At 66.9% G+C, this 588-nt stretch carries 1 protein-coding gene; it reads right to left on the bottom strand.

Annotated features, from left to right (window positions below):
- The coding region (locus tag AC1DRN_RS29965) for a VCBS domain-containing protein (RefSeq protein WP_477786929.1) at positions 1-588 on the bottom strand (588 nt) is incomplete at both ends.

The raw sequence follows: 588 nt of genomic DNA, 5'->3' as shown, positions 1-588 counted from the left end.
AGCCTGCAGCGCCTGCACCGCACTGGCGACCCCATCGGTGCCATTGGCCAGGGTGTAAGTCCATTGGCCGGCGTGGTCCACGGCGATCGCGCCGTAGGTGCCGGTATTTGACCCGACAATACTCCAGCTCGCCGTGGCATCGTGGTCGATGTCGGTCGTGCTGAACTGGCCACTGACGCTGAGCGTGGTGTCTTCCTGCACCGCGCCGGCCTCGTTGCCCGTCACGAAGCTGAGCACGGGCGCGTCGTTGCTGCCGCTAATGGTGACGGTCACCAGCTGGGTGGCGACGCCGCCGAGGCCGTCGCTGACCTGCACCGTAAACACGTCATCATGACTCTCACCAGCCTGCAGCGCCTGCACCGCACTGGCGACCCCATCGGTGCCATTGGCCAGGGTGTARGTCCATTGGCCGGCGTGGTCCACGGCGATCGCGCCGTAGGTGCCGGTATTTGACCCGACAATACTCCAGSTCGCCGTGGCATCGTGGTCGATGTCGGCCGCGCTGAACTGGCCGCTGACGCTGAGCGTGGTGTCTTCCTGCACCGCGCCGGCCTCGTTGCCTTCCTGCACCGCGCCGGCCTCGTTGCC

The organism is Pseudomonas sp. P5_B3, from assembly GCF_056400405.1.
Note: the sequence above shows the minus strand (reverse complement) of the source record. Positions and strands in the feature narration are given on the sequence as shown.